Source organism: Bacillus rhizoplanae (genome assembly GCF_917563915.1).
Taxonomy (GTDB): domain Bacteria; phylum Bacillota; class Bacilli; order Bacillales; family Bacillaceae_G; genus Bacillus_A; species Bacillus_A rhizoplanae.
Genome location: NZ_CAKJTI010000028.1, coordinates 18,810 through 39,899, shown reverse-complemented (window position 1 = coordinate 39,899; position 21,090 = coordinate 18,810). Strand labels below are relative to the sequence as shown.

Below are 21,090 nucleotides of genomic sequence, written 5' to 3'. Positions count from 1 at the left end.
TACTGTAAATAATTGGAATACATATACGTATAGCCCCATAAAATAATTTTGGTTGTCATACCCATATAACCTTGAAACGAATTCTATTAAATAAAATAGTTATAATGGGTTTGTAACTAGAGAGAAAGAACAATAGATACAGTTATTAGGAGGTGCTGTTGGGATACCAAATTATTCTGAATCTTTATCTAGGAGGGATTTTCTTGAAGAAAATAGTTATTACATTACTGACTTTTGTTTTGATGGTCATTCCTATCACTGCTTTTGCCGCTACGACACCAACCTCAACTTCAAAACAGAGTATAGTCCAATTAAAAGATTTGCCTGTTATGATTGATGGTGTTAAATATGCACAAAACGATCCACATGTAAAGAAGGTAACTCAGTTTGTTTTCGATGACGCAGCAAAAGCAGAGGGAGTAGTCTATGGGTTTACAAATCAAAACCATTTAAATGCTCATTTACAGAGTGCTGTTGTTGAACGTGAAAAGGATACTAAGAGCAATACGGTTACACTCCAAGCTGTTTACTACAATTCGTATTTTTATGAACATTCTAATTTTGGAGGGAATTCTTTTGGAGCTTCCAGTAATATTAGCCGGGTGAGCTCATATTGGAACGACAGAATCTCTTCGTTGAAGGCAGGTTACAATCATAACTGGACAGTTCTGTGTTGGGATATTAACTACGGAGGGGCAAGATTCTGGGTGCAATCCGGTATCAATGTCAGCTATGTCGGGTCAACTTGGAATGATAAGGCGTCTTCCATCTTCTTTACTAATTAGACTGAAAGAATAATTACCATACTAGGGGTCACCTTACATCACCATCAAGCTAAGATAAATTTATATCCATAATTCATAGAAAACGTTATTCTTTTTGTAGAAACATACAGAAAGGATGGCGTTTTTTATGAATCTTTCGATTAAAGATGAATTTTATTTGTTTGCTGAAGAACTACAGCGACATCTATCTCCCCATATCCTTCAACAACTTGCCCAAGAAACGGGTTTTGTAAAACGTAAAAGTAAATATGGTGCACGAGAATTGACTGCTTTATGTATTTGGATTAGTCAACGTGTAGCAAGTGATTCCCTCACTCGATTATGTAGTCAACTTTATGCAAATACGGCTACACTTATGAGTCCAGAAGGACTTAATCAACGTTTTAACCGATGCGCTGTTTTATTTCTACAGCGTATATTTTCTCTTTTAGTCAAAAGTCTACTAAACGATTCGTCTCAAATCCAAAATCAATATACTTCTTATTTTCAACGCATACGTATTTTAGATGCTACTATTCTTCAAGTCCCTAATCATTTGGCCCCTATTTATCCTGGTTCAGGAGGATGTGCACAAACAGCCGGTATTAAAGTTCAGCTAGAGTATGATTTACATAGTGGAAAATTCCTCAATTTTCAAATGGAGTCAGGTAAAAATAATGATAAAACCTTTGGTACAGATTGTTTAGATACCTTACGCCCAGGAGATTTATGTATTCGAGATTTAGGATACTTTTCTCTAAAAGATTTAGACCAGATGGATCAACGAGGTGTATTCTATGTTTCACGGTTGAAATTAAATAATAGAGTATATGTAAAAAATGATTCTCCAGAATTCTTTCGAGATGGGACAGTAAAAAAGCAATCTCTATATGTTTTACTTAACCTTGAAGATATTATGCATCAGATAAAACCAGGAGATACTTATGAAATCCAGAATGCCTATATTGGACAACAAAAATTACCCTCACGAGTTGTAATATACAGACTGACATCAACTCAAATTCATAAACGTAGGAAACAGCAAACCTATGTTGAAAAGAAAAAAGGAGTTACATACTCTGAAAAAAGTAAACGATTAACAGAAATCAACGTTTATATTACCAACATACCATGGGAAATTGTTCCGATGGAACAGGTTCATGATATCTACTGACTACGTTGGTAAATTGAAATTGTATTTAAAACATGGAAATCTCTTTTTGGTATCAATCATTGTCATAATATTAAGCGAGAGCGTCTAGAATGTCATCTTTATGGACAGTTAATTGCTATTTTTCTTTGTTCTTCTACTATGTTCAAAATGCGACAGCTATTACTACAGAAAAAACAAAAAGAGTTAAGTGAATATAAAGCAATTTATATGATTCAAGATTATCTGTACTTAGTATATGAAGCTATACAAAAAGACACCCAAGAAGTATCGGAAATTTTCCTGCGTCTGTTTGGCCTCTTACAGAAAAACGGACGGAAATCCCATCGATATGAGAAAAAGACGGTCTTTGATATTTTAGGTGTCGTTTATCAGTGTACTGTATCCAATCTAAAACAGAAAACTGCATAATCTTTAAAAACACACCTTATCAAGGTTTATTTGGTATGCGTATTTTTAAAAACAAATAAACAAAATATCAAGCATGTAGGTAGCAAGAACGGAAGTTCATGGAAGACCCAACCTTAGCTTGATGGACATGTGACGGTACCCCTACATGGATATTATTTTATTTACACTGCTATGCTAATACTCAAAAAGAGTCTTAATAATTAAGACTCTTTTTGAGAAACAATTTGTATTTCTTTTTATTGAAATATATTTGCTAAATTGATTAGAAGGCAATGACCTTTTTAGATCCTTTTATCCACTTAATTGAGCAAATACATTTGTTAATCACTTAGACGTAGACTCAAAGTGAGCAGCAATCGTTAATGCATCTTCGATAGCACCGCTAGTTTCTATCCCATATAAAGTATTTCCATTTTGCCAATATACACGGTTTTGTTTCTGTCTCGTACCCACTTCTATAACTGCGTAAGAGTCTGGAGTTGGTAGTGGCTCATTCTCTAGTTGTTTCACTATGGATTTTGCTACAGGTATATTGTCATCTTTATTTGCCGATGGACTTTTTACGAAAATTGCCCAATGATCCTTAACAGCATTCAAATACATCGTTCCTGCTGCCCCATCAGTAAAACCTTTGACTCCATATCCTAAATCTATTCCGCTAGGATCATCATTGCTTGGTACATCTTTATCGTAATCAGGATTTAATGCAAATGTTGAACATAAACTTTTACCGGCCTCTTCCTTTGTCTCATACTGTTGGACAAAAAGTTTTGCAATTTGCTTAGCCTGATTAGAATCCGAAAGTGCAGTGGAATCGACAGGTAATGGGCTGTTGCTTTCAAAAAATGTAACAGTGTAATTTTTATCTTGACCTTCTGTGTAGGCAGATAAAAACTTGTTTTCATTAGACAGAGGGATTTCCGTTGGTAAGAGTATATTCATTTTTGTCTTTGCTGTTAAAGCTGTTCGAGTGGCTGCAAACACATCTTTTTGTTTCGATGCATGAGACTCTTGTTGTTTTTCTGTTTGTTTCTTAGATGTATTCGTTTCTTTTTGTTCACATGCCCCTAGTAAGAGTAGAGAAATACACATGAGTGCTGAAAGTTTTTTCATTTCTTCTACCTCGATTTTATTAATTGTGAGAAAAACTAATTTTATGTACCTAATCATAAAGTATCTTCAAAATAAACATTTAGGGATCTAAATACACAATTTTACTAGACCATTCCCAATATCTATCTCCTTGTGCTCTAATAATTCGATCTAGCCATGTTTTAATTAACACTATAAAAGTAACACTTACTAACGGAATCCAACATTTCTTTACTAAAATTTCTTCAATTCTTTTAAAGTTTCCAATACAGCAATCGTAAACTCAGAATTTGCTTCTTTCTCTAAAACTCGGAAATACAAGCTTCTTAAGAATGATTTAATGTTTTGTACTAAGATATCATTTCGAGGAGCTGGGGCTTCTTCAATCACCGTAAAGCTGTGAAGCCAGTTTTTCCATTCTTCTTGGGCTAATATACCTTGGTTTCGTAAAGACATTACTGCTGTCACTAATCTTTCATCCTCAAAGTTTATGTACAAGTAATCGTGCAGACAAATCTTATGACGAACAGCAGCAAGGATTGCGTGCGAAAATTCGCGATTTCGTATCGTACGGGCTAAAGCATCTAGGGCATCTGCAGCATGCGCTGTGGAATGCGCCCATCCTTTCCCTTCTACATATCCTCTTACATCTTGTTCAAGGTACACATATTCAAGAACTTGTTCTGCGACGCTATACAGCTGTTCTTCAGATAAGAACGGTTCTTTTTCATGAACAGATAAAATAAGTGGTGGAATTAGAATAGAAAATGCACGCTTAAAAACAGAATCTGTTTCCTTTTCACCGATTTTGTAAAATAAATAATCAGGACTTAGTGCCTGCAGCAGTAGTCCGCGTAGTTCTTTTTGTCTAAATACTTCGCCTGTAATCCATCGTTCTAATGTACTGTAAATCAGTTCATCGCGCAGCTCGGCATCAGGTGATCCGATATAGTCAAGCATCCATTGTGCATATGGATATGCGTCCACATCTTCTGGAACGGAGTAATTGTTATTTTTGATATGTTGTAGCTCTTGTTTCAATTCGTATTGGTCCATCATAATATTTTCTGTCCTCTCTTAAAGTTTTCATGTCTTATTTTTTATACTACCTTATATTTCTCTTTAAATGCCATCCTCTATTTATAATTTCATAGAATTATATAAGAACTGTGACAATTGTTCGCGTGTAACTGCATCTCCAAAACCAATTTTAATCTATTTGTTTACTAAATCCATAATCGCTGGATACGCCTAATGAATACTTCATAAAAATGAATTAAAGACACTCTAAACAACAAGAAAATACACCTATTGGAGATAATATAGATGCCATTATCAATGAATTAGCTGATGCAAATTTTGAAAAATATGTCCTTTGCGTACTTCAACGCGGATCAGGTCCTAGCTTAGATTTTTATGTAGAAAAAAGGGAAAGTATTAAGATCTAGAGAGTATGTAAATTCACATTAATCTAATTTAAAAATCGTATGTATTTAAAAGTATGAATGAAGAAGAGGGATTTGCTTTTCTAATGAAAAGTAAATCCCTCTTTTTTTGTCTTTAAACCTTAAATGAGTCTCTTTTTTAGAATGTAATAAAAATGAAGCATGCTCACGATGCTTCGTGATAAGTCTTTTGCTTTTCCTTTTGCTGATTAGGTGGCCGAATCAAAATAGAGATGATAAATGACACAATACACAATGCGCCAATTACAAGAAAAGTTGGTTTAAATCCACCTAGAATTACACCAATAAAGGAACCTGCGAGTGCTCCGAAACCAAAACCTTGATACACGATACCGTAGTTTTTACTATGATTTTTTAGACCAAAGAAATCACCAACAATGGCTGGAAAAATAGTGATATTTCCACCGAAGCAAAAAGCAACGCTTGCTACACAGGCGAAATAGATACCATAATTTAAGTTCACAAAACTGAGAACAAAAACAGACATACCTATAATGACAAAAGTTGCTGAAACAATTTTCAAACGGCCGATTTTATCTGATAACGGCCCCAGAATGATTCGACCAATCGTATTAAAGATAGCGACCATAGCGACAGCATTAGCTGCTGTTGCCACGCTAAGCCCTACGAGTTGAACACCAATATCCTTTACCATGCCAATTAAATATAAGCCACTCATACACGATGTAAATAGCATGATAAATAGCAGATAAACTTCTTTTGTACGTAGCATTTCTCTTGTTGTGTAATCATGACTCACTGTTTCATGAACTGTATCCTGTTCAGGGGCTTTATGTATAAGACATGCACCTATAACCACCAAAATTGCAACAATTAAGCCCCAATAGAAAAACGCTTGTGATACGCCAACTGAATCAATTAGCTTTCCATTAATGTATTTAAAAATTAAGCTGCCCGTACCGTATGAAGAGACAGAAATACCAGCAATTAAACCTTTACGCTCTGGAAACCACTTTATTAAATTGGATAGTGAAGTGATATAGGCTGTACCATCTGCGTAACCTACAACAACACCTGCTAGCACATAAAGCATTGGTAATGAGGAAACCTGTGAGCTAAGCATCAAGCCAATTCCTAGAGCTAATCCGGCTATAATCATGAGTTTGCGAATTCCCCATTTCTCTTGTAATTTACTCGCAAACAAAGTTGAAAACGATAAAGAAAAGCTAGTGATTGAGAAGGTTATAGCAACGGCATTAAGATTCCAACCAAATTTATTCACTAAAGGCTGATTGAATAAGCTCCATGTATAAATCGTTCCAAGGCCTATTTGTACAATGATTGTACCAAAGACAACAAGCCATGGATTAACAGATGAATGTTTCATACCATCCTTTCCTCTCTTTTCTTACTTTAATTCTTTTCAATAATTGTCTAACGATGTTTATTATAACCACAATGCTGCGCGAGATACGGTTATTGAAATTAAAATAAAAATTAATACGGAGTAATACCTTTCATATAAAAATGGCTGTATTGTTCTTTAGCAGCAAAAAGACACTTAATTGGTAAGTGTCTTTTTGCTGATTAGATATATACGATTTTATTGCAGTAAAGCCGTGTTAAGGATACTTTTTACTTATCGTAACAATTTGTATGAACAAAGGGTTTAGTGAGCAAATATATCGGCCACTAAATTGCTAAAGTCTCTTAAATATTGAAGATAGTTGCTTCCTCCATAGTTATATCTTTTGTTATACATTTTGGCGACAACGACATTATATTCAGGAATAACTAAAATTGTTGGTCCTGTCACACCTAATATTTGATAAGATCCTTTTGGAACTCTTTCACCTATTTCACTTTGTAATGCTGGTGTATGTTGAACATACCAAAATAATCCGTTCTGCGGTAAATCTTTATTTTTATAATCAGGACTTTGAAGTTGTATTGATAATTCAATGACTTCTTTCGGTACGATTTGTTTTCCATTCATATATCCTTTATTTAAGTGAAGGTTTCCCCAATAAGCAAATTCTCTAGCGGAGACAAATAGATTCGTTTCTGTTCCGTCATCCGATACTCCTATTTTTCATACAGCTTCTTCATTTGGATTTATGACTACTTTTACTAAATTTTCATGATCTGTTGTTTGCCAGGCTGTTTCCTTAAAATCTGCAGGTATAAAGACTCGTTCTCTCAGCAATTTTGGAAAACTTTTATTGTATAATTTGCAGATTAGATGTGTCAGCATTTCGATGTTAACGCCTCTATAAGCCCATTTTTCTCCTGGTTCAAACTCTCGATAAATAATTCCGTTGTCACTCATATGTAAACCGTGAGAATGTGTTACTAAATGTCTTAAAGTTGTCTTACCGAGTAAAGTTTTATCATATTCTTCGAAGTAATCTATAGCATAATCATCTAGACTCCTAATTTTTCTCTCATAAATTGCATAGGCAATCGCAAGTCCTAAATAACTCTTTCTTGCAGAAGCAACATTAAACTGTGAAGTCGGTGTAATAGGAGGGCTATTTTTTATATTAGAATGAGTTCCGCTATAATGCTCCATTACAACTTTATTGTCTTTCATAATAAAAAGTGCTGCTGCGGAGCTATGGTTTCGTTCTTTTATATGTTCTACCCATGAAATTAACCGCTCGTATTTTTTCATTTTTTATCCCTTTCTTTATTGGATCTATACCGAATTTCAAATTCGACAAAAAATGAAAAACACCTTTCTTTCGTACTTCAAGTTCTGACCAAAAAAAGAATGCTTTTTTCACAACTAAAAGCAAACAAGCAGGAGATTGTTTTCCTGCTTTTTAACTGATACTTTGGATGTTTTATTCATTTGAACTCTCTTCAATTGAACCATGATTCATATTTTTCCCATAAAATATTTCATCCATTTCCACTTTTAATTTCTTTGTAATTTCCTCTTGTTCGTTTATAGATAATGTTTCCTGTGTATATCCAAACAAATAGTTGTTTAGGTCAAATTCTTTTAGTTTGCATTTCGTATGAAAAATATGCTCTTGATATACGTTAACATCAATCATGTCATACAAATTTTTTACATTCTCTGGAATGTAATTTTGGATTGAGCTTATTTCGTGGTCAATAAATAATTTATTACCTGTTATATCTCTTGTGAATCCCCGCACTCGGTAATCAATTGTCATAATATCCGTATCAAATGAGTGAATAAGATAATTTAATGCTTTAAGTGGTGAAATTTCTCCGCATGTAGACACATCGATATCGGCTCTAAACGTACTAATCCCCTCATTGGGATGATATTCAGGATATGTATGAACCGTGATGTGGCTCTTATCTAACTGCATGACGACCGATCCAGGAAGAGGTCCGGGTGATTCGTTAAATGATTCAGTTGGAACTTCTACAATTGGGCCTTCTGAAACCAGAATTGTTACACTTGCTCCTTGTGGAACGTAGTCTTGTTTGGCTACATTTAATACGTGTGCACCTATAATGTCAGATACGTTTTTTAAAATCTTTGTTAATCTTTCTGCGTTATATTGTTCATCTATGTATTCTATATAGGCTTCTCGTTCTTCTCTCGTTTTTGTATAGCAAATATCATACATATTAAAACTTAATGATTTAGTAAGATTATTAAATCCATGCAATTGAACACGCTGCTCTGGTGTTAGTTTCATGGTGAAACTCCCCTCTTTCTTTTATATTCAATAATGATTTACACATCCTTCATGAAATATGGTTTGTGTATTCTTTTTCTTTATGTATTTAATTGTTTTTATTTTTTACCAAAATACGGTAAATGAAATTCATTCTATTTTATAAGAAGTATGACTGAATTTTTGTTATATGAAAAAGCTTGGATCTGATTGAATCCAAGCTTTTTATATATCTAATAGTTCAAACCATTACTTATTTAAATCTTTTTTCGTTACTTCGCTTCTAATATTTACATCTTTGGAGAATTCAGTATCATTTTTTAAATTGTTAGGATATTTGTTTTTACGTTCTCGATTATCATTTCGGTTCGTCATAAATTATCCTCCTTTTTTTAAGTTTGTACCTATTTTGTACGAAAGGAACAATTTGATACAGATTAAATTGTTCCTTTCTAGGTAAATACACTATGATTTGATGAGATGTACAACCCTTGTTTCCACTTTTTGTGAACTTTCTTTTAGGCAAAATACATACTTGTTAGTACATACTATTCTTATTGGAGGTGACAATTATGGGACACAATCAAGATCCGTTCACAACAAAGAAGCGTAATGCCAATGGACAATACGATAAAGAAGCGCACAGCATCGACAGCCATGGGAATTATGTACCTAACACACCAACGAATGATGCTATTCTTCGTGCTGAAAGACCAAAGAAATGACTAACATGAAGGATAAGATATTAGAATCAGTACCAGGAACGGTAAAGAAGTTGCTTCAAAAAGAAATTCAACCTGAAAAAAGACGTGTCATTGATTTGGTTGTCGATGATGCAACTACTTATGAATTTGAGCTAGAACAAGTAATCCCTTGCATTATGGCGGCTTATTATGTTTACGAATCCACAGCCTATCCTGATGAAATGGATGAGGAGTGGAAACTGAGCTTAGTTTTCCATGCTGCTAGTCGTTCAGCGATGAAGCTTTTGTCTTATGGTAAGTATAAAGCGGAACGATCTGAGAGTGGATGGATGAGATATACAAATTTATAAGGTTTTATTTAAAATTTGCTAATTAAACCATATTAATAAGGTTGTTTTCATGTAAAAAAGTCCGATTTTAACCGTATTAAGGTTATATCGGACTTGTATCAATATCCTAAAATCCCCAAATTCCTTTATTATTTTTTTTATTTAATAACGCGTTATAAATATTTGCTTCACCAGCTCCAAATAAAGTATCTTGTCCTGGTTTACCATAATCCTTTGCTGTTTGCTCGATTAAGTTTGCTACTTGCGCAGGAGAATATGTTGGATGAGCTGCTTTAATAACCCCTGCAATTCCTGCTACTTTTGGCGAAGCCATTGATGTTCCGTGAAGTAGAGCATAGTTATGCAGATTTGAAGTAAAATATGGCTCTAAATATGTTGGCCATGTACTTAATGCACGATAATGGAAATCCCGCTGTGATAAATCTCCTGTTTCAGCATATGTAGGGCCGTTATCACCGCCTGGTGCCGCTACATCAATAAAGCTGTTTCCATAGTTAGAGTAGAATGCAATTTTATCAGTTGACCATTGATTAGAAGAAGATACAGTGATTACACCCGGAAGTTGACCAGGAGTTTCAACAGATGGACCTTTAAAAATAAGGTCAGCTGATCCGTATTCTTCATTTAAGTAATTTGTTACCATCTTCTTATCATTCATATTCAATGACTCGTTTCCACCTGCAGCTACGACTGTTACATTTTTTTGTACAGCATATTCAATTGCCCGCTTCCAAAGAAGAACATCGGCAATATCGTTATATCTTTGTCCATTATAATAGTATTTCAAGCTATCAAATCCACCGATAGACATATTAATAACGTCTACTCTATCATTTGCAGCAGCAACAATAGCGTCTACAATCCAAGCTGTTGGTGCACTTCCAGATTCAGGGAAAACACGATATGAACGAATTTTAAGATCTGGTCCAACCCCTTTTAGTTTACCGTTCGCTGCAATTGAGCCTGCTACATGAGTTCCGTGTCCCCCGCGATCCTTTACATCAGCAGAATTACCTGTTTCAGTTTCGTCCACGCCAGCAGGTACAAAGTTCTGACCGCCGGTATAGTTTTTTATTAAATCAGGATGGTTAGCGTCGATCCCGCTGTCGATTACACCGACTGTTGCTCCTTTTCCAGTCCCTCCATTAATCTTATAGGATTCACCATTATTTGTTACATTTTGTATATCCCATTGATATTTCCAATAGCTTCCTATATTTTCTGGCTGCGGAATATCGGTTACTGGCTTTCCATCTGCAGCTGCTGGACTTATTTCTTCTTTATCTAAAGTATGGACAATTTCTTGATTCGCAGCTTGGATAGAAGAAACCCCTTTCAAATTATCCAAAAAGGAAGCATTGCTCGATTTTACTTCTAAAGCACCGATGGCAGGAATGGCGCGGATAACTTGTCCACCTGCATCCGAAATAATAGATTGATAATTGCTTGGTAAATCTTTCTTAAAGGCAATCAAGTAATTTTTTTCCGTTTGAGTAGCGCTAGCTTTTGTTTTTGCTGACACAGTGTTTCCTGCGAGAGCGCTGAATGTTAAAGCTGTGGCTAGTGTTACAGAGGCTAATTTAAAATTCATTACAATTCCCCCTAAAAAATTAGTAATGTATGGATAAGATTTTATTCCACATAAGAGATAATAAAACCTCCAATAAATTACCTATGTCAAGATGATTTTTTTACTGTCCTCATCTTTATAAACTAAGTAGCTTTCGGACAGTAAACGATTCAGAGGGGAGTGTTGTTATTCTTCATTTTAAGGGGGATAGCCTATATAGTGCTTTTTTACTCTAGATTATTTCCCCAATCATTTCCTTACTACGTACATTATTTTTTATAAATAGATAACCTGTCCAATCAAGAGGATATACCTTTAAATAGAATGGTATGAGAACTACCTTCAAAGATGCAATTAAAAAGATAGCCAACATATCTTGCGTTTTTCTATTCGTTCTTGTTCTTATAAACGCTACTTTATGTGTCTATCTACATAGAAATTATGGGTTATTTGGAAAGGAGAGGTCTACAATAGCTTATTCATTCGAACAATGCATGAATATATGCTTAGAAATTTTAATTGCTCCGGAGACAGATATAGAGCTTTCTATAAGTGACTACGACACATGTTCACCAGGGGTTTCAATTGATGGTAACGTAACCATCATTACGTTACCATTAGTTGCATGTGTTGAAATTACAATTAACGATGATTTTAGCATTTCAGTTGAACTCATTGGTTCATTAGTCTTTCTTTCTCTTCCTCCTTCTAATTAGGAGTAGTAGCAGAAAAGCTGTCATCCAAAAAGAAACCGAAACAATATCGTTTCGGTTTCTTTTTCTAATTAATTAATATTCTATTTCATCATAATCTTTCGGCTGTGGTACTGGCTGCATATTACTTGCATCTTTCGGATCACTGTAAATAGCATTTTGTTCTATATCCAACTTTTTAATGTTTTGTTTTTTATCATGATTAGGCTGTTTTTCCATTTGGATCATCTCCTTAACATCTTTTCAAATGTAATTATGTCCTATACTACTCTTTTCTACTCTATTTGAATGATAAGAAGTTGATTATATGTTTACTCGTTTATTTTGTTTTTAAATAATTGTAAAAATACGGTAAATGAAATTAGACATTGATTTTTATTATCTAATTGTTCTATCCCGCACTAACGGATTCTGAAAAACAAAAAAGGTTTTGAGTAAATCTTTAACGACTTTAATGTTCGTTTTGTTTTGCCTTATAACGTCTTTCTTCATATAACTGATAAGCTCAGATTGAAGCGGCAAGCCAAGTTCCGCTAGCTAGGTAACCTCCCAGTACATCACTTGGATAATGAACTCCTAAATATATACGACTTACGCCAATAGCAAGAATCATTGTTGCGCTAATTAAAATTAAAATAACACGACCAAATGAACTTTTGACATGCCGCCATAGCAAAAAAGTGACGATTCCGTACAAACTAAATGCCGCCATCGAATGACCACTAGGGAAACTGAATCCATTCGCATCAACAATGCGGTGAATAGTCGGTCTGGCACGATGAAATATCATCTTTAATATCCAATTTAGAAGTGCCGATCCAATAACAACCCACACGAATAGAATCAATTCTCTTCGATGGTGCAAAACCTTATATAAGAAAAGGATTATAGCTAACGTAAGAAAAACAACGGGTAATCCCGACCCGATAAAAGTAAAGAATTTCATGATACTTGTAAGTATTGGAGATTCCAGTCCTTGAATAAAAGAAATGATGGTATTGTCAAATCCAACAATTTTTTGGTCACTTATAAGTAGTGCAATGAGCCCAAATGCACTAGCGCACAAAAGACTAATAAAAAACGCGCGAGTTAATAGTAATTTTAAATTCATTTCGTTAAAACAATCCTCCTTAAATACGCGTGCCTATCATCAATAATACAGCGATTACAGCATGTTGAAGGCAAGAAACGGTAGATCCAAATATTCGCTATAATGGATTTACCGGCAATGTCATCAAATCCGTTATAGCATTAAAGGTACCTATCCCTATACTTCTCTGTTCTTCGGATATAATAAGCTTTTTGTACTCCGTCTGTAAAGGTGTAGTAGAGTCCGTATGAACCAAACAGTATCCTAATCCAAAGTACATGACCGCAAAAATCAAAAATCAGGTCATCAATCAATACGGTCAGAAAACATCTCAATCGGTATTGAAAAGCTAGAAAAGCATCAGAGAAATGGCTAAATGGAAAAAGTGTGGAAATCAAGTGAAACAAATAAAAGAATAATTTAGATTTCTAATACCTTCACTTTTATTTTTTAATCTCACTACTTTATTCATTCATATAGGAAACGGGTAAAAGCAAGTCCACTTCTGTTCCTTTTCCTTCCTCGCTTCGTATCTTGATTTCTCCCTTATGCTGTTTCATAATATTTTTTGCGATAGCTAGTCCTAATCCCGTTCCTCCTGTCTCTCGACTCCTTGCTTTATCCACTCGGTAAAATCGTTCAAAAATATGCTCTATTTCTTCCTTCGGTATACCGATACCATAATCGCTTACTCGTATCACAGCATGATTTTCATTCTTGTCCAAGAAAATTTCAATTTTGTTAGAACTATACTTGATAGCGTTATCGAGCAATATGATGATGACTTGTTTTATCTTCAGCTCATCCATTTTAACCATGATAGGTGCTTGATCGTAATGGAGTGTAATTTCTCTTCTATAAACATCTTTGAATTGCTGTAGAATGCTGTGACATAGTGATACTAAATCAGATGATTTTATTTCTAAAACAGTTTCTTTTTCTGATGCTGCTAGATCCAGTAATGCTTCCGTCATTCTTTGCATTCGAGTTGCTTCTGAATGGATTGCCTCAATCGCTTCTATTGTCATTTCTTCGTTTTGGATGCCTCGTCTTCTTACTAAATTGGCATAACTTCTAATGACTGTAAGAGGAGTCTTTAGTTCATGAGAGGCATCCGAAATAAATTGTTTCTGTTTTTCAGAGTTTTCTTGTAGCCTCTTAATCATAAGATTAAACGCTGTAGCCAGTTTTTCAAGTTCATCCTTTGTTTGTTTATGAATAGCTATTGTTTTTGGAACACCACTTTGTTCAATATCTTCCATCGTTTTAATCATATTGGAAATAGGTCGCATAATAATATTTGACAACCATCTTCCACTGAGAAGAGACAATATAATGGCGATAGCGGAACAAGCGATAAGAATAGATAATAAAATGTCTTTTCTCGTTTCAAGTCCGGTTAATCGCTCGCCAATCTCCAATGTGCCCACAACATGATTATCCGAAGTAATGGGAACGCGAGTGATTAAGATTTGTTCCTCTCGAATTTTGTATAACTGTGACTCAGATTTTTTAGAGAATTTAGCTTCTATATTAGATAAATGTTTATCATCCGTGACTTGGCTAATCACTTGAGAATCAGGATCTATAATCCGAATGAAGGAATGCTCGACTAAATATGATTTTAATTTGTCTTCTGTTAGCGTCGTTGTATTTTGTTTATGAAGTTCTTGTATAATATCGTGCGCTTTTTCAAACAGCACTTCTTCTTCCATATTTACAGTCGTTTTCATAAAAGCAAAAAATACAACAACGTTTATAATTAGTAATATACAAAATAGCCAAGCTGTCGTTAACAAATTAATTTTTGTTGTAATCTTCATCTTATTTCTCCCTTATGGAATACCCTATTCCCCGGATCGTATGAATTAACGGAGAAGAAAACTCCTCGTCTATCTTCTTTCTAAGATGACGAATATACACGTCGATTACGTTCGTTTCTCCTTCGTATTCATATCCCCAAACATGAGTAAGAATACCTTCACGTGTTACAATCTTGTTTTTATTTGTAAGTAAATATACTAATAAATCATACTCTTTTGGAGTTAGTGAAATGGATTTCCCGTTCCTTGTCACTTCTCTCGTATCCATATTTATCGATAAATCGGCAATGGATAAAAGAGGTGTTTGTTCATTTAACGGAACACCAGCTGTAATCATGGTGTTCGAACGAATACTTGAACGTACCCGCGCAAGAAGCTCTTCCATTTCAAACGGTTTTGTAACATAATCATTTGCCCCTTGATCTAAGCCCATGACTTTATCTAATGTTGTATTTCGAGCCGTTAAAAGGATTACTGGTACATAGTTATCAGCCTTTCTTAATCGTCGTAACACTTCTATACCGCTCAATTCTGGCAACATTACATCCAGCAAAATTAGATCTAAGTTTGTCTGTAAGGCTACTTCTAATCCTGATTTTCCATCATGTTTTACTAATACTTCGTACCCTTCATACTCCAGTTCTAACTGTAGTACTCTTGCTATTTGCACTTCATCTTCTACAACTAAAATACGTTTGTTCATAATACCCTCTTCTTTCTACATTCATTGTCTGTCATATTCCTGTATGCACTGGATATTAAATTTGCTTATTTACGATAAGGCGAAACATCTCAAATAGCAAGAAATTCAAGAACATCCACACCGCGCCATACACATATCCACCCACGATATCGCTTGGAAGTATATGAGAAAGCCCAATGTTTGCAATTGCTATACATAGTAAAAGCAAGATACCCAGAAGAGGGAGAACAAATTGTATATACTTATTCTTCAGGTGGCGTACCATTAGAAATAAGCAGGTGCCATACACAATAATGGTAATTGTTGCTTTTTCATCTGGAAAAGTAGAAGAACGAGTTGCCGCTTCTTTTCCAATAAAATGAAAATAAGACAGTGTGTGTAAGACCGCAATATGGTACATATGCGCTCCAACTATGGAAATGGTAAGTAAAAGACCTTCAAGCCATCTATTCCTTCCTTTTCTCCAAATGGCTAAAATCGTAATAATAATTAGAACACCAAATGCGATAGGTAACTGCAACGATAGGAATCTGCTCATACTATTTGTCCAACCTGTTTGAAGTATAGAATGAACAATATATATAGTAACCTCATTAAACTGAGTAAACTCATTATATAAATAATCCTGTGCAAGTCCCAACATTAAGGTTGTCATTCCTAATAAGACTAGTGTAAGACTGATAAGGAACACTTCCGTTGCTCGAATGGTTCGAAAGTAAGAAATGAGCCGATTAAGCAGTCGTACGAAAAAGTTTTTGATTTGCTTTTTGTAAAATTTGTAAACTAGTAACCCTCCGATAACGATAGCGAGTACAAGGACAATGTAGATGAGATATTGTCCGGCCAATTTATGAAAATCCTGCCAGCGCGGTCCTAATATTTTCCCTAGTGTAATAAAGCTAATTGCCCATAAGCTTGCCCCTATATATGCTGGAACAAGAAAGGTTCGATACGGCATTCTTGAAATACCAGATACGTATCCTGTGAAGTGGCGAACCCCAGTAATGAAATAAGCAACTACCAACAATTTACTGCCTGATCGTTCCATCCAAGCGGCTACTTTTTTGTAGTTCTTAGGTCCAAGGTGAATATATCGTCCATACTTCTCGATCAGTTTATAGCCTCCTAACCTTCCAATCCAGTATGTGACTGTAATTCCGACTCCTCCAGCGGCAATAGCTGTCAGAATGGCCAAGGTGTAATCCATTTTTCCTTGAAACACAAAATATCCGGCAAAACTCATAAAGAATTCAGCCGAAATCGGAATCGCAAGCAGTTCAATCAAAATAACAGTGAATAAAATAATATAGCTGTGCTGTTCAAATAATGATATAAAATGTTCCATGTCGTTCCTCCGGGCCTCATTCTTTTTTGTTTTTATTTTCATTTATAAACTACTATAGCACTAAACTCACGGTCCTTTTTCATTTTTAATTCATTTTTAATGTAATTTTCATAGGATGTTCAGCTTCTCACGATACACTCAGAATACACATTTTTGGTGAGCTTGCGTTTTTCTCTTTCTACATATGACACCAAAAAAACTATAAATAAGGAGCTGATCAATATGAACTATGAAATATTTCAATGGATTAACAATTTGGCCGGCCGCTCCTCTTATCTAGATAGAGGTATGATATTCATCACAAATAGCGTCCCTTATGTCGTAATCGCATTTATGTTATTTCTATGGTTTACTGCAAACAAAGAAAAAAGAGCAGAGAAACAATATACAGCTATATACATTGTCTTTTCTTGCTTACTTGGATTGTCCATAAACGCAATCCTTCACCTTGTCTACTACCATCCACGTCCATTCGTGGCACATCATGTTCACCAATTAATACCGCATCCTGCTGACTCTTCATTTGTAAGTGATCATTCGGTATTAGTATTTTCTATAGCATGTACGCTGTTGCTACGAAACGATTCGTGGAAATATCCCGTATTAGTATGGGCTATCATTGTTGGCATTTCCCGTGTATTCGTCGGAGTCCATTATCCTGCAGATGTGATTGGCGGTGCCCTTGTCTCATATGGGACAAGCATATTGGTTATGCAGTTCTCCAAAAAATTGGAGCCTTTAGTACAATTAGTGTTCTACATGTACAAGAGATTAACGGAACATATCCCCTTTTTAGCTAAGTATAGCTATAAAGTAAGCTAAGAAAAAATGAGAAAAATAGGCTGTAATAGATCCTCTGATTACTAGAGCAATGTTATATTTTCTATTTTTGTCACTTGTGATTGATTCTATTTACATGAATGAAACGAGGAGGTAAGAAAATGAAAAAGATTGTTGAGGGAGCGATGCAACGAGGCATATTAATGATTGTTTGTGCTCTCATTATATTGGCTTGGGGAGGCATTTCTGCTTTCCAAATGCAACGTGACTATCTACCAGGAATTAACAACAACACTCTTACAGTAAGTATGCGTGTTCCTGCGGAGCAAGCAGATCAAATCAAGAAAGAGATTACAGACCCACTTGTGAGTGCTGCACAAACTGTAGACGGATTAGCGAACGTAGAGACAACCTCATATGATGGTGGTTTGTTTATGAGTTTGTATTTTCCTATGAATTTTGACATGAAGAAAGCAGAAGACGACGTAAACAAAGCGTTGGCAAATGCACAGTTACCACCTACTGTTACAACGAAACCAACTGTGACGAGAGTAACTACAAGTTCATTTCCTGTATTAACGTATAGCTTAACAAGCTCTAAGTTTAATGAACAAGAACTGCGCTCTAACGTACAACAAGACATTGTAAAACAAATCAAATCCGTACCAGGTGTTTCAGATGTGAGCGCCTTTGGCGGAGCAAAGGATGGATTTGTATTAACCGTACGCACGAAAGATTTAGCAAAAAACGGACTAACACTGGATGATGTAAATAAATCATTATCTACATCTTTTCCAAGTTTGCCAAAAGGAACAATGCTAAATAATCAATTATCCATTCCAGTAAGTTTTGATGGATTAACACTAGATGAACAACAAATTAAAAATGTACCTGTTAAAAATGCGGAAGGGAAAACAGTTCCTTTATCAACGGTTGCAGATATCTCCCGTTCCTTAAATGATGTGAAGACTGTGTCTAGAACAAATGGTCAAGCTAGCGTGGTGCTAAACGTCATTAAAACTCCTTCTGCTAATATTACAGACGTAGCAGAACAGGTAAAAGACCGAGTACAACATCTTGATTCCGTTAAAAATGGTGACGTTTCAATGCAGGTCTTATTGGATCGCGAACAGGAGTTAAACAGTTCCTTATTCGGATTAGTTCGTGAAGGATTACTCGGCTGTTTATTCTCCATGATCTGTGTATTTTTCTTTTTCCGTAATGTTCGATCTACTTTGCTCATTGCAATCTCATTGCCGATTTCCCTATTGGCAACAACAGCGATATTAAAATCTATGGGTATCACGTTAAATATTTTAACGGTTTCCGGTTTGATTGTAGCGATGGGACGAATTGTGGATGATTCGATTGTCATTTTGGATAACATGTACCGTAAAAAAGAAGAATCAAAAGAGAAATCTTTACTCTCATTACTGGGCTCTGCGGTAACGGAAATGTTACCTGCAATTCTCGCATCCACTTTAACAACTATTGCAGTATTTATACCAATCACCATGGTAGGAGGTATGATTAGTGCATCTTACAGTGGATTTGCTTGGTCAGTAGTCATTGCGCTTATTACTTCATTCTTTGTTGCGATGTTCGTCATCCCAGCTTTAGCATTCATGGGTTGGAAAGGTGCTCCATCCAATAAAAAATCAGTAAGCATAGAGCCGATGATGAAGCCGGTTTTACAATCTGCTCTAAAACATAAAAAAGCAATGGTGTTTGGGTCTGTTATTATCTTTGTGTTCGCAGCCATTTATGCTGCCTTCCTTCCTATTAACTTTTTGCCAAGCGCCAAATCTGGTCAAATTGCTGTTAAGGTAGAATTACCAAAAGGAAGTACATTACCAGAGGTAGATGCAGAAGTTCAAAAAGTGGAACAAACTTTAAAAGAAAATCCGAAGGTGAAATCGTATTCGTCTAGCTTTGGTTCCACTATGACCCCTCAAAGTGATGATGTGTTCGACCAAGGAGGAGGATTTATTCAAAGCCCAAATGTCGCAAACCTTTCTGTTACATTGAAAAATGACAAGGATGCAGATTCTGTTATTCAAAATTTACAATCTCAATTGCCGCATCTTTCCGATAAAGTAGCCTATACCGTAACTAGTCAAAATATCTCCGGTGATGATTCACAAATGAAACTATTGCTGACTGGTGCAGACCAAGTTACACTCGATCAAACGGCTCAAAAGGTAAGAACGGAGTTAGCAAACATACCTGGATTAAGCGTAGATGGAAAAGTAGATTTAACGAATGGATTACCGAAATATAAAGTAACTTTAAATCGTTCAGCTATTGAACAACAAGGTGTGAATGTTGCCGATATCCTAAAAGTAGTAAACAGATATATGGTACAGGCGAAGGATGCAACGATTACCATTGATCACAAGAACCTTCCAGTAGACGTATATCTAGATCAAATTGCTTCTGGACAGGATTCAAAGGTTCAGATCGATGCTTCGCCAAGTGATGTAATGGCTTCATTAGGAGCTGAAACGTTCCAAACGAAAGACGGAAATAGTGTAAGATTTGACCAGCTAGCAACGATTACAAAAGATACATCTCCGTCTACAATCAGTGAACGAGATGGCCAACCATTTTCTGCCGTTACAGCTCAGATTACTTCAAGTGACATTAGCAAAGTTTCAAACCAAGTGGATCAAACACTGCAAAACATGAAGCTTCCGAATGGTGTGAGTTATTCTATAGGAGGTATATCAGAACAAGTCAAACAAATGATTTTTGATATGTCCGTTGCTGTAGCATTCTCCATTTTGTTAGTGTTACTGGTTATTTCATCAGTATTTAAAGGTTGGAGAGCTCCATTAGCTGTACTCCTTAGCATTCCGCTTGCCTTAAGTGGTGTAGTAGTTGCACTAGCGCTATTCGGCGGGGAGTGGAATTTAGCAGCCTTAATTGGCGTACTTATGTTGACGGGAATCGTGGTAACGAACGGAATTGTATTAATCGACAAAATCGAACGAAATCGAAAAGAAGGAATGCCTATTAAAGAGGCTGTTTTGAATGGTAGTCTTTCAAGGATTAGACCAATCTTAATGACAGCAGCGGCAACAATCCTTACTTTATTACCACTTGCATTTTCTCATAATGCGGATACAGTTATTTCTCAAACATTAGGTATCGTGGTTATAGGAGGAATGGTTACATCAACAATTAACAGTTTTATTATCATCCCTATTATTTATGAGTGGCTTCATAAGAAGTATGCTCACAGTAAAATTGAAGTAACAAAGAATGCTAAACACCTATCCTAGTAGTTGTTTGAAATACTATCAATAAAAGTAAATGTTGCAACCAAAAGTCTCAAAAACTACAGTTTTTATTAGTACGGTATTAAATAAGTCTGAACTAAAACAGCCGGCTGCATATATGCAGCCGGCTGTTTTCTTAAATTTCTTGGATATTCTTTTAAACAGCTTTAATCTTTAAAATACTAAAGACTGAAAAGCAACTTA

At 35.4% G+C, this 21,090-nt stretch carries 17 protein-coding genes and 2 pseudogenes; 7 read left to right on the top strand and 12 right to left on the bottom strand.

Features of this window, described 5'->3' with window-relative positions; translation table 11 throughout:
* Positions 1 to 203: 203 nt before the first annotated feature.
* Together LRP84_RS18505 and LRP84_RS18500 are read left to right on the top strand one after the other, a co-directional pair.
* Positions 204 to 785: a peptidase inhibitor family I36 protein gene (locus LRP84_RS18505; RefSeq protein WP_230576415.1), complete on the top strand. Its 582-nt coding sequence runs from the start codon at positions 204 to 206 to the stop codon at positions 783 to 785.
* Positions 786 to 912: 127 nt separating this feature from the next.
* A pseudogene (locus LRP84_RS18500) lies at positions 913 to 2,346 on the top strand (IS4 family transposase).
* 324 nt (positions 2,347 to 2,670) lie between these two features.
* Here LRP84_RS18500 and LRP84_RS18495 read toward each other — a convergent pair.
* The 6 genes and pseudogenes from LRP84_RS18495 to LRP84_RS22510 form a co-directional block, all read right to left on the bottom strand.
* Positions 2,671 to 3,459, bottom strand: coding sequence for a hypothetical protein (locus tag LRP84_RS18495; protein ID WP_230576414.1), 789 nt, complete (start codon positions 3,457 to 3,459; stop codon positions 2,671 to 2,673).
* A 213-nt stretch (positions 3,460 to 3,672) separates the two neighbouring features.
* Complete coding sequence (locus LRP84_RS18490; RefSeq protein ID WP_230576413.1) at positions 3,673 to 4,497, bottom strand: DUF2785 domain-containing protein; 825 nt, start codon at positions 4,495 to 4,497, stop codon at positions 3,673 to 3,675.
* A gap of 552 nt (positions 4,498 to 5,049) precedes the next feature.
* Positions 5,050 to 6,252: an L-lactate MFS transporter gene (locus LRP84_RS18485; RefSeq protein ID WP_230576412.1), complete on the bottom strand. Its 1,203-nt coding sequence runs from the start codon at positions 6,250 to 6,252 to the stop codon at positions 5,050 to 5,052.
* 282 nt (positions 6,253 to 6,534) lie between these two features.
* A pseudogene (locus LRP84_RS18480) lies at positions 6,535 to 7,539 on the bottom strand (serine hydrolase domain-containing protein).
* Between the two features lie 172 nt (positions 7,540 to 7,711).
* Entirely contained in the window at positions 7,712 to 8,548 is an 837-nt protein-coding gene (gene speD / locus LRP84_RS18475) for an adenosylmethionine decarboxylase (protein WP_230576411.1), read from the bottom strand.
* A gap of 228 nt (positions 8,549 to 8,776) precedes the next feature.
* On the bottom strand, positions 8,777 to 8,902 hold the full coding sequence (locus LRP84_RS22510) for a hypothetical protein (RefSeq protein WP_255258154.1): 126 nt from the start codon (positions 8,900 to 8,902) through the stop codon (positions 8,777 to 8,779).
* 197 nt (positions 8,903 to 9,099) lie between these two features.
* Between LRP84_RS22510 and LRP84_RS18470 the strand changes: the two genes are divergently transcribed.
* Positions 9,100 to 9,252 (top strand): hypothetical protein, encoded by a 153-nt coding sequence (locus tag LRP84_RS18470; RefSeq protein WP_176524671.1) that lies wholly within the window; start codon positions 9,100 to 9,102, stop codon positions 9,250 to 9,252.
* Positions 9,253 to 9,257: 5 nt separating this feature from the next.
* On the top strand, positions 9,258 to 9,581 hold the full coding sequence (locus tag LRP84_RS18465; protein ID WP_230576423.1) for a hypothetical protein: 324 nt from the start codon (positions 9,258 to 9,260) through the stop codon (positions 9,579 to 9,581).
* A gap of 106 nt (positions 9,582 to 9,687) precedes the next feature.
* Here the strand turns inward: LRP84_RS18465 and LRP84_RS18460 are convergent, their stop codons facing one another.
* On the bottom strand, positions 9,688 to 11,172 hold the full coding sequence (locus LRP84_RS18460) for a S8 family serine peptidase (RefSeq protein ID WP_230576410.1): 1,485 nt from the start codon (positions 11,170 to 11,172) through the stop codon (positions 9,688 to 9,690).
* Between the two features lie 473 nt (positions 11,173 to 11,645).
* Between LRP84_RS18460 and LRP84_RS18455 the strand changes: the two genes are divergently transcribed.
* Entirely contained in the window at positions 11,646 to 11,867 is a 222-nt protein-coding gene (locus tag LRP84_RS18455; protein WP_230576409.1) for a hypothetical protein, read from the top strand.
* Between the two features lie 72 nt (positions 11,868 to 11,939).
* Here LRP84_RS18455 and LRP84_RS18450 read toward each other — a convergent pair whose 3' ends face one another.
* From LRP84_RS18450 to LRP84_RS18430, 5 genes are all read right to left on the bottom strand, one after another.
* A complete protein-coding gene (locus tag LRP84_RS18450; RefSeq protein ID WP_230576408.1) occupies positions 11,940 to 12,083 on the bottom strand; it encodes a hypothetical protein in 144 nt (47 codons plus the stop codon).
* A 286-nt stretch (positions 12,084 to 12,369) separates the two neighbouring features.
* On the bottom strand, positions 12,370 to 12,810 hold the full coding sequence (locus LRP84_RS18445) for a phosphatase PAP2 family protein (RefSeq protein WP_335379671.1): 441 nt from the start codon (positions 12,808 to 12,810) through the stop codon (positions 12,370 to 12,372).
* A 608-nt stretch (positions 12,811 to 13,418) separates the two neighbouring features.
* The gene (locus tag LRP84_RS18440) at positions 13,419 to 14,777 is read right to left on the bottom strand and encodes a HAMP domain-containing sensor histidine kinase (protein WP_230576406.1); all 1,359 of its coding nucleotides are present in this window, start codon (positions 14,775 to 14,777) and stop codon (positions 13,419 to 13,421) included.
* A 1-nt stretch (position 14,778) separates the two neighbouring features.
* A complete protein-coding gene (locus LRP84_RS18435; protein ID WP_230576405.1) occupies positions 14,779 to 15,480 on the bottom strand; it encodes a response regulator transcription factor in 702 nt (233 codons plus the stop codon).
* Positions 15,481 to 15,535: 55 nt separating this feature from the next.
* Positions 15,536 to 16,825 (bottom strand): VTT domain-containing protein, encoded by a 1,290-nt coding sequence (locus LRP84_RS18430; protein ID WP_230576404.1) that lies wholly within the window; start codon positions 16,823 to 16,825, stop codon positions 15,536 to 15,538.
* Positions 16,826 to 17,047: 222 nt separating this feature from the next.
* Between LRP84_RS18430 and LRP84_RS18425 the strand changes: the two genes are divergently transcribed.
* Positions 17,048 to 17,647, top strand: coding sequence for an undecaprenyl-diphosphatase (locus LRP84_RS18425; RefSeq protein WP_230576403.1), 600 nt, complete (start codon positions 17,048 to 17,050; stop codon positions 17,645 to 17,647).
* Between the two features lie 119 nt (positions 17,648 to 17,766).
* On the top strand, positions 17,767 to 20,889 hold the full coding sequence (locus LRP84_RS18420) for an efflux RND transporter permease subunit (protein ID WP_230576402.1): 3,123 nt from the start codon (positions 17,767 to 17,769) through the stop codon (positions 20,887 to 20,889).
* Positions 20,890 to 21,090 lie beyond the last annotated feature (201 nt).